The 10,904-nt window shown below is 63.4% G+C and carries 1 protein-coding gene; it reads left to right on the top strand.

Translation table 11 applies throughout. The annotated features are described in order from the left end of the window. Positions 1–96: 96 nt before the first annotated feature. The gene (locus SMD31_RS17775; RefSeq protein ID WP_320502269.1) at positions 97–10,887 is read left to right on the top strand and encodes a beta strand repeat-containing protein; all 10,791 of its coding nucleotides are present in this window, start codon (positions 97–99) and stop codon (positions 10,885–10,887) included. The last annotated feature ends 17 nt before the right edge of the window (positions 10,888–10,904 follow it).

Genomic DNA, 10,904 nt, shown 5'->3' with positions numbered 1-10,904 from the left:
GGCGGCACCATCATCGGCGGCGCGGGCAGCGATACGCTGACCACGAAGGAAGCGGCCCTCAACCTCACCAGCACGACCTTGACCAGCATCGAGGCGTTGAAGGCGGGGACCGCAACGGCCACGACATTCACTCTTGATACGGGTGATTTCAGCCAGCTCACCAGCATTTCCGGCAGCAGCGGCAATGATACGCTGATCTTCACCGGCACCGCCTATGACCTCAGCAGCCGCGCCCTGACCAGCATCGAAGTGCTGCAGGCGGGTTCTGCGTCCGACACGACCTTCACCGTCGATGCGGCCGATCTCGCCACCGGCGGCAGCGTCGTCGGCAGCAGCGGCACAGACACGCTGACCATTCTCGGCACCGCCTTCAACCTCGCCAGCACCGGCATCAACTCGGTCGAAAAATTGAAGGGTGGTTCGGCGTCCGACACGACCTTCACGCTCGATCAGGCGGATCTCGTCTCCGGCGGCTCGGTGATCGGCAGTTCCGGCAGCGATACCATCGTCGCCAAGGGCTCGGCACTCGATCTCTCAAGCACCACCCTCACCAGCATCGAGAAGCTGCAGGGTTCGCTCGCCGCTACGACCTTCACGGTCGATCAGACGGACCTCAATACGGTCGGCACCATCACCGGCAGCACGGGGAGTGACACGCTGGTTGCAGCGGGCGCAGCGCTCGACCTCACCAGCACGGTGCTCAACAGCATTGAAATTCTGAAAGGTGCCGCTGGCGGTACGACCTTCACGGTCGACGGCATCGGCGCGACCGGTGCGGATCTGGTTGCCGGTGGCAGCGTCGTTGGCGTCAACTCGACGACGATCGATACCCTGATCATCAAGGGCACGACGTTCGACACCACCAGCACCACGCTCACCAACGTCGAGGTATTGAAGGCCGGCTCCAACGCTGCCACGACCTTCACCATCGATCAGGCCGATCTCGCCTCCGGCGGCACGGTTCAGGGCAGCACCGGCTCGGATACGCTGGTCATCAAGGGCACGTCGCTCAATCTTTCCAATACGACACTGACCAGCATCGAGAAACTTCAGGCGGGCTCCAACGTTGCCACGACCTTCACCGTTGATCAGGCGGACTTGGCGTCGAACGGAACGGTCCAGGGCAGCAGCAGCAATGACACCCTGGTTGCCAGCACGACCGGCCTCGACCTTTCCAGCACCACGCTGACCAGCGTCGAAATCCTGAAGGCGGGCCTCAGCGCCGCCACCACCTTCACCGTCGACCAGGCGGACCTGGCGAGCGGCGGTTCCGTCATCGGCAGCACGGGCGCCGATTCCCTCGTTGCCGCCGGCGCCACGCTGGATCTCTCCAGCACGACGGTCAGCAGCATCGAAAATCTGCAGGCCGCGGCCGGCGGCACGACCTTCACCCTCGATGCGGCGGACCTCGCCTCGGGCGGCAGCGTCACCGGCGGCGTCGGTAGCGATACACTCATCATCAAGAGCACGGCCTTCGACCTCAGCAGCAGCACCGTGACCGGTGTCGAAAAGCTGCAGGCTGGCTCGGCCTTGGCAACGACCTTCACCGTCGATGCCAGCGATCTCGCCAGTGGCGGCACCGTCCAAGGCAGCAGCGGCATCGACACGCTGATGGCCAAGGGAACGCTGGTCGACCTCACCAGCACGACGCTCAGCAGCATCGAAACACTGAAGACGGCCTCAAGTGCCGGCACGACCTTCAAGATCGATATGACCGACTTTGCGTCGCTGACGGCCATCCAGGGCGGCAGCGGCAATGACACGCTGTCGATCAACGATACCGCCTATGATCTCTCCAGCACGGCGCTGACCAGCATCGAGCGCCTGCAGGCGGGCTCCGCCAGCGACACGACTTTCACGGTCGACCAGGCGGATCTCGCCTCGGGCGGCAGCGTCATCGGCTCGACCGGCACCGACACCTTGACCGCTACGGGGGCGACGCTCGACCTCACCAGCACGACGCTCACCAGCGTCGAGAAGCTGCAGGCGGCGTCCGTCGGCACCACGTTCACCGTCGATGCGGCGGATCTTACGGTTGCCAATCAGGTTGCCGGCGCCGCTGGCACCGATACACTGATCGTCAAGGGCACGTCCTTCGATCTCAGTGCCACCGCAGTGACAGCTGTCGAAATCCTGAAGGCCGGTTCCGGCACCGCCACCACCTTCACGGTAGATCAGAACGACCTCCTCGCCGGTGGCGCCGTCCAAGGCAGCAGTGGCGTAGATACGCTGGCTGCAGCGGGCACTGGGCTTGATCTGACCAGCACGACCTTGAACAGCATCGAGATCCTGAAGGCGGCCGCTGGCGGCACGACCTTCACCGTCGATGCGGCGGATCTGGCTGCCGGTGGCAGCGTCACCGGCGGCGCCGGTACCGATACGCTCATCATCAAGGGAGCGACTTTCGACGTCACCAGCTCGGCGCTGAGCAGTGTCGACATCTTGAAAGCCGGCTCCAACCTTGCCACGACTTTCACCGTCGACCAGGCCGATCTGGCGACCGGCGGCAGCATCGTCGGCAGCAGCGGCACCGATACGCTGACCACGCGCGGCACGGCACTCAGCCTCGCCAGCACCTCGCTCAATAGCGTTGAAATTCTGCAGGCGGGCTCCAACCTTGCCACGACCTTCACGGTCGACAACGATGATCTGACCCATCTTGCCACCATCAATGGCAGCAGCGGCAATGATACGCTCGTCGCCAACTCGGCCAGTGCCAATCTCAGCAGCACCACGCTGGGCAGCATCGAGATTCTGAAAGCGGGCCTCAGCGTCGACACCACCTTCACGGTCGACCAGGCGGATCTGGCGAGCGCCGGCTCGGTCCAGGGTAGCAGCGGCAACGATACCCTTGCCGCGGCGGGCGCCACGTTGGATCTCACCAGCACGACGCTCAGCAGCATCGAGAAACTGCAGGCAGCCGCTGGCGGCACCACCTTCACCGTCGATACCGCCGACCTCACTTCGGGTGGCAGCGTCACCGGTGGCGCCGGTACCGATACACTCGTCATCAAAAGCGCCGCGTTCGATCTCACCAGCAACACCGTCACCGGTGTCGAAATTCTGCAGGCGGGCTTGGCCAGCGCCACCACCTTCACGGTCGATCAGGCGGATCTGGCCAGCAATGGCAGCATTGTCGGCAGCAGCGGCACGGATATCCTGACCACCCGCGCCACGGCGCTCGATCTGACCAGCACGACCCTGACCAGCGTCGAGACGCTGCAGGCGGGTTCGTCGCTTGCCACCACCTTCACGGTCGATGGCGACGACTTCACCAAGCTGACCTCGATCATCGGCAGCACCGGCAGCGATACGCTGTCGATCAAGGACACCGCCTACAATCTGTCCAGCACGTCGCTGACCAGCATCGAAAACCTGCAGGCGGGCTCCACCAACAACACCACCTTCACCGTCGATCAGGCGGACCTTGCCAATGGCAGCAATGTCATCGGCAACACGAACACGGATACGCTCATCATCAACGGCACCAACTTCGACGTCAGCAGTGTCACCCTCACCAGCGTCGAGAAGTTGCAGGCGGGTTCCGCCTCCGCCACGACATTCACCGTGAACCAGGCAGATCTGGCGACCGGCGGTACGGTGCAGGGCAGCGGCGGCAATGACAAATTGGTCATCGCCGGCACCGCCCTCGATCTCACCAGCACGACCTTGAACAGCGTCGAAATACTGCAGGCCGGTTCCAGCCTTGCCACGACGTTCACTGTCAATGCCAACGACCTTGCGACCGCCGGCTCCATCACCGGCAGCACGAGCAACGATACGCTGATCATTGCCGACACCGCCTTTGATCTGACCAGCACGACACTCACCAGCATCGAGGCGCTGACGGCCGGTTCGAACCTGGCCACGACCTTCACGGTCGACAAGGAAGACCTGGCGAGCGGCGGCAGCGTCAGCGGCAATGGCGGAAACGATACGCTCATCGTCAAGGGCCTGACCGTTGACCTGACCAGCACGTCGCTCAGCAGCGTCGAGATCCTGCAGGCGTCTTCGAACCTTGCCACGACCTTCATCGTCGATGCGGCGGACCTCGCTGCCGGCGGCAGCGTGGTCGGTGGCAGCGCCAACGATACGCTGGTGATCAAGGGAACGGCCTTCAATCTCAGCAGCACGGCGCTCAACAGCATCGAAATTCTGAAGGCCAGTTCGAGCAGTGCCACCACCTTCACGCTCGATGCTGCCGATCTCGTGAGCGGCGGTACATTGACCGGCAGCACGAGCATCGACACGTTGGTCGCGGCCGGCACGTCGATCGACCTCAGCAGCACGGCGGTCAGCAATATTGAAATCCTGAGAGCCGGATTGAACGTCGCCACGACCTTCACGCTCGACGCCACCGATCTCGCCGGTTTCGGCACGATCACCGGCAGCAGCGGCAACGATACATTGGAGGTCAAGAGCGCAAATATCGATCTCAGCCTCGTCAACCTCAGCAATGTCGAAATTCTGAAAGCCGGTCTGGCGGTCGCCACGACCTTCACCGTCGATCAGGCGGACCTCGCCTCGGGCGGCACGGTGCAGGGCAGCAGCGGCAACGACACGCTGACGTTCAAGAGCACGGCAATCGACCTCACCAGCACCACGCTCAACAGCGTCGAGATTCTGAAGGCCGGCAACGTGCTCGCCACGACGTTCACGCTTGACCAGGCCGACCTCGTCTCCGGCGGCTCGGTCCAGGGCAGCAACGGCAGCGACACGCTGATCGTCAAGGACGCCGCCATCGACCTGACCAGCACCGCGCTCAGCAGCATTGAGAAGCTGCAGGCCGGTTCGAACGCGGCGACGACCTTCACGGTCGACGCGGCGGATCTCGCTTCGGGCGGTTCTGTGATTGGCAGCACCGGCACCGACACGCTGATCATGAAGACGACGGCCTTCGATCTCAGCAGCACGTCTCTCACCAGCATCGAAAAGCTGCAGGCGGGCTTGAACTCGGCCACGACCTTCACGGTCGATCAGGGAGACCTTGCGGCCAACGGGTCCGTTATCGGCAGTTCCGGCAACGACACCCTCGTCGCGGTCGGGACCGAACTCAATCTCAGCAGCACGTCGCTCACCAGCGTCGAAATCCTCAAGGCCGGCTCGAACCTTGCCACGACCTTCACGGTCGATCAGGGCGATTTGGCGGCCAGCGGCAGTGTGATCGGCAGCAGCGGCAATGATACATTGGTCATTGCCGGCACCTCTGCCAACCTCACCAGCACGACGCTTTCCAGCATCGAAATTCTCAAGGCGGCGTCCAACCTCGCCACCACCTTCACCCTCGACCAGAATGATCTGGCGTCGAGCGGCACGGTGCAGGGCAGCAGCGGCAACGATGTCCTGGTGATCAATGGCGTCAGCCTCGACCTTACCAGCACGTCGCTGGACAGCGTCGAGATCATCCAGGCCGGCAGTGCCTCTAACACCACCTTCACGCTCGATCAGGCCGATCTGGTTTCGGGCGGCACGGTCCAGGGCAGCACCGGTACCGACATCCTCGCGGTCGGCTTCACCAGCCTGGATCTCAGCAGCACGACGCTGACCAGCATCGAAAATCTGAAAGCCTCGCAATCGATCAGCACCATCTTCACGGTCGATCAGGCTGATCTCTCCACAGCTGGTTCGGTCACCGGCAGTTCCAGCAGCGATACCCTGGCGATCGCCGGCACCAGCCTCAACCTCACCAGCACGACGCTCTCCAGCGTCGAGGTCCTGAAGGCCGCGTCGGGCCTCGCCACGACCTTTACCGTCGATGTGGCGGATCTCGTTTCCGGCGGTTCGGTCGTTGGCAACAGCGGCAATGACACGCTGATCATCAGCGGCAGCACGGCCGTCAACCTCAGCAGCACGGGCCTCACCAGTGTCGAGATCCTGCAGGCGGGTACCGCCTCGGCGACGACCTTCACCGTCGACCAGGCCGATCTCATCGGCGGCGGATCGATCATCGGCAGCAGCGGCTCCGATACCCTGACGGCGTTCGGCACCAGCCTCGACCTCAGCAACACGTCGCTTACCAGCATCGAATTGCTGAAGGCGGGCTCTGCCTCACCCACCACCTTCATCGTGGACCAGGCGGATCTTGCCTCCGGCGGCTCGATCACGGGCAGCACCGGCAGCGACATCCTGCAGGCCAGCGGCACCTTGCTCGACCTTTCCAGCACGACGCTTACCAGCATCGAACAGCTGAAGGCAGGCAATACGCAGCCGACGACGTTTGTCGTCGATCAGGCCGATCTGGCGACCAGCGGCACGGTCACCGGCAATAGCAGTGTCGATACCTTGACCATCGCCGGCGCCAGCCTCGATCTCACCAGTGCGACGCTCTCCAGCATCGAAATCTTGAAGGCAGGCAGCGCCAGTGCCACGACATTCACCGTCGATGCGGCGGATCTTGCCTCCGGCGGTTCGGTGGTCGGCAGCACCGGCAACGACACGCTGCTCATGAAGACGACGGCCTTCAACCTCAGCAGTACGTCGCTCACCAGCGTCGAAATCCTGCAGGCGGGTGTTGTGACCTCCAATACCTTCACGCTCGATCAGGCCGATCTGGTCGCTGGTGGCTCCGTCATCGGCAGCAGCGCCTCCGACACCCTGACGGCCTTCGGTACTGTGCTTGATCTCAGCAGCACGACGCTGACCAGCATCGAGCGCTTGCTGGCTGGCTCGGCATCGCCGTCGATCTTCACGGTGGATCAAGCCGATCTGTCGTCGGTGACGACGATCACCGGCAGCACCGGTAATGACACCCTGGTGGCCAGCGGCACGTCACTCAACCTGACCAGCACAGCAGTCACCTCGTTCGAAATCCTGAAGGCCGGCACCAGCCTTGCCACCACCTTCACCGTCGATGCGGGCGATCTTACCTCCGGCGGCTCGGTCCAGGGCAGCAGCGGCGATGATATCCTGGTGATGAACACCGCTGGCTTCAACCTCAGCAGCACGACGCTGACCAGCATCGAGAAGCTGCAGGCGGGTGTTGCTGCCGCAACCACCTTCACGGTCGATCAGGCCGACCTCATCGCTGGTGGCTCGGTCATCGGCAGCAGCGGCTCCGATACGCTGACGGCCTTTGGTACCGTGCTTGATCTCAGCAGCACCACGCTCACCAGCATCGAGCGTCTGCTGGCCGGCTCGGCATCGCCGACCACCTTTACCGTGGATCAGAATGATCTGGCGTCGGTGACGACGATCACCGGCAGCACCGGCAGTGACACGCTGGTCGCCAGCGGTACGTCGCTCAACCTGACCAGTACAGCTGTCACCTCGTTCGAAACCCTGAAGGCTGGCACCAGCTTCGCCACCACCTTCACTGTCGATACGGGCGACCTTGCCGCCAGCGGTACGGTCCAGGGCAGCAGTGGCAACGACATCCTGGTGATGAATACCTCGGCCTTCAACCTGGCCAGCACCACCCTCACCAGCATCGAAATCCTGCAGGCGGGCCTCAATACAGCGACGACCTTCACGGTCGACCAGGCGGATCTCATCTCCGGTGGCTCGGTCATCGGCAGCACCGGTTCCGACATCTTGCTGGCCAACGGCACGACCCTCGATCTCAGCAGCACGTCGCTGACCAGCATCGAGACGATCAAATCGGGCAGCGTCGCCACGACCTTCACGCTCGACCAGGCGGATCTGGTTGGCGTCACGTCTGTGACCGGCAGCACCGGCAGCGACATCCTGGTCGCCGCCGGCACGGAACTCAACCTCGGCAGTGCCGCGGTTACCAGCATCGAGAAGCTGCAGGCGGGCCTCGCCACCGCAACCACCTTCACCGTCGATCAGGCTGATTTGGCCGCCAGCGGTACCGTTCAGGGTAGCACCGGTAACGACACCTTGGCGGCGGCCGGTACGGCCCTGGACCTCAGCTCGACGATCCTCACCAGCGTCGAAATCCTGCGGGCGGCCAATGCGGCTGGCACGACCTTCACGGTCGATGTGGCCGATTTGCTCTCCGGCGGCTCCGTCATCGGCAATAGCGGTAACGATACACTGGCGATCAAGTTCTCGACCGTCGACTTGACCAGCACCACCTTGTCCAGCATCGAGATTATCGATGGCTCGCTGACGACGGCGACGACCTTCATCATCAACCAGGCGGACCTGGCCTCGGGCGGTACGGTCAGCGGCAATGCCGGTGTCAACGACACACTGACGATCGCCGGCACCAGCCTCGATCTCAGCTCGTCGACGCTGTCCAGTGTTGAAATCATCACGACCAACTCGACGCTGGGTACCACCTTCATCGTCGATCAGACCGATCTGGCATCGACCGGCTCCGTGACCAGCAACACCAACGGCACGGACACACTGGTGGCGGCCGGTAGTACCCTCGACCTCTCCAGCACGATCCTGACCAGCATCGAAAAACTGCAGGCGGGCACAAGCATTGCCACCACGTTCACGGTGGATGCGCTCGACCTTGCCGCCAACGGCTCGGTCATCGGCAGCAGCGGCCTCGACTCGCTGGTTGCCAAGTATACGGGCTTCGATCTGACCAGCACGACGCTGACCAGCATCGAGAGGTTGACCGCCGGCTTGACGACGCTCACCACCTTCACCGTCAATCAGGCGGATCTCATCTCCGGTGGCAGCGTCACGGGTACGGGTAGCAACAACGACATCCTGACCATCGCTGGCACCACTCTCGACCTCAGCAGCACGACGTTGACCAGCGTGGAATCGATCAAGGCGGGTGTCACGAGTTCCACCACCTTCATCGTCGATCAAGCCGATCTTCTGTCCGGCGGCTCTGTCACCGGCAGCACCAGCACCGATACGTTGACGATTGCAGCGGCCAGCATGGACCTCACCAGCACCAGCCTCAGCAGCGTTGAAATCCTGCGGGCGGGCCTCAACAGCGCAACCACCTTCACGGTGGATGCAGCGGACCTTCTGTCGGGCGGCTCGGTCATCGGCAGCAGTGGCAACGATATCCTGGTGATGAACACGTCGGCCTTCAACCTGTCCAGCACAACGCTGACCAGCGTTGAAATCCTCCGCACCGGTGTCAGCGTCGCCACCACCTTCACGGTCGACCTTGCCGATCTTGCGGCGGGCGGCAGTGTCGTCGGCAGCAGCGGCAACGACACGCTGCTGGTCAAGGACGCCAACTACGATCTCACCAACACCAGCCTCACGAGCGTCGAGATCCTGCAGGCAGGTATCAGCCTGGCGACCGTCTTCACCGTCGATCAGGCCGACCTTATCGGCGGCGGCACGGTTGCCGGCAGCAACGGTGCCGACACGCTGGCCATCGCCGGCTCGGCGCTTGACCTCACCGGCACGACGCTCACCAGCGTCGAGATCATCCGTGCTGGCTCTGGTGTCGCCACGACCTTCACCCTCGACGCCAGCGACCTGGCGAGCGGCGGCACGGTCTGGGGCAGCAGCGGCAATGACCGCCTGGTGCTCAACGGCACGGCCTATGACCTGACCAGCACAACGCTGACCAGCGTCGAAATCCTGCAGACCGGGTCGAGCCTTGCTTCCACCTTCACGCTCGATGCCAGCGACCTGTTGTCGGGTGGCTCGGTGGTCGGCAGCAGCAGCACCGACACCTTGTCGGTGCTCGGCACCAACGTCGATCTCACCAGCACGACGCTGACCAGCATCGAAGTCTTGAAGACGGTATCGGCCTTGGCGACGACGTTCCTCATCGACCAGGCCGACCTGCTCTCGGGCGGCACGGTGATCGGCAGCTCCGGCAATGACATATTGTCGATCGTCGGCAGCAGCCTCGATCTCACCAGCACGACGCTTACCAGTGTCGAAATCCTGCAGGCGGGGACCGGCGTGGCCACCACCTTCATCGTCGACCAAGCGGACCTGCTCTCGGCCGGTTCGGTGATCGGCAACAGCGGCAGCGACACGCTGGCCGCCAGCAGCAATGCCCTCGACCTCACCAGCACGACGCTCTCCAGCATCGAAGTGCTGAGAGCCAATTCGGTTCTGGCGACCACCTTCACGGTCGATCAGAGCGATCTGCTCTCCGGCGGTTCCGTCACCGGCAATATTTCGGCTGACACCCTGGTCATTAACGGCACCAGCCTCGATCTCACCAGCACGACGCTGAACAGCGTGGAAATCATCCGTGCCGGCCTCGCCACGGCCACCACCTTCACCGTCGACCAGGCCGACCTCCTCGCCAATGGCGTGGTCATCGGCAGCAGCGGCAACGATACGCTGCTCACCAACGGGAACAGCCTCGACCTCAGCAGCACCTCGCTGTCCAGCGTCGAGATCATCAAAGCCGGCTCGAATGTGGCGACCACCTTCACGGTCGACCAGGACGATCTGGCAACTGGCGGGTCGGTGGTTGGCGGTGCCGGCTCCGACACGCTCATTGTCAACGGCCACAGTATCGATCTCAGCAACACGGTTCTGACCAGCATCGAGACGGTCCGCTCCTCGGCGCCGAGCTCTGCCAGCAACTTCGCAGTGGGTGGCGGGGTCGGCGGGGCGACCATCGATCTCACCAGCAATGGCGTCATCGATACGGTCAGCCTGGCAACCGGCTACAAGGTTGCCGACGTGACCAGCGATGCCACCATCCTGTCGCATTCGGTGACGTTGAACCACTTCACCGACGGCACAGGTGGCGACGTGATCGACCTCTCGGCGATCACCAACGGCACGCCGGGCAGCAGCACCGACATCAGCGGGTATATCAACCTGGCGGCGCCGGCGACGCTGAAGGATGCCTTGAACATCGCGGCGACGGCCAACGGCTCGTCGACGGCCAGCGTGGTAACCTTCCAGTATGGCGGCGACACCTATGTCCTGGTCGACAACTCGGCCAGCAGCTCGCTGACGACGGACGATGTGGTGGTCAAGCTGGTCGGCACGCATACGCTGTCCGACGCCAGCAACATCACCTTCTAAGGCGCTTACCTGGGTAC

The organism is Dongia rigui (assembly GCF_034044635.1).
GTDB classification, from domain to species: Bacteria; Pseudomonadota; Alphaproteobacteria; order Dongiales; family Dongiaceae; genus Dongia; species Dongia rigui.
Note: the sequence above shows the minus strand (reverse complement) of the source record. Positions and strands in the feature narration are given on the sequence as shown.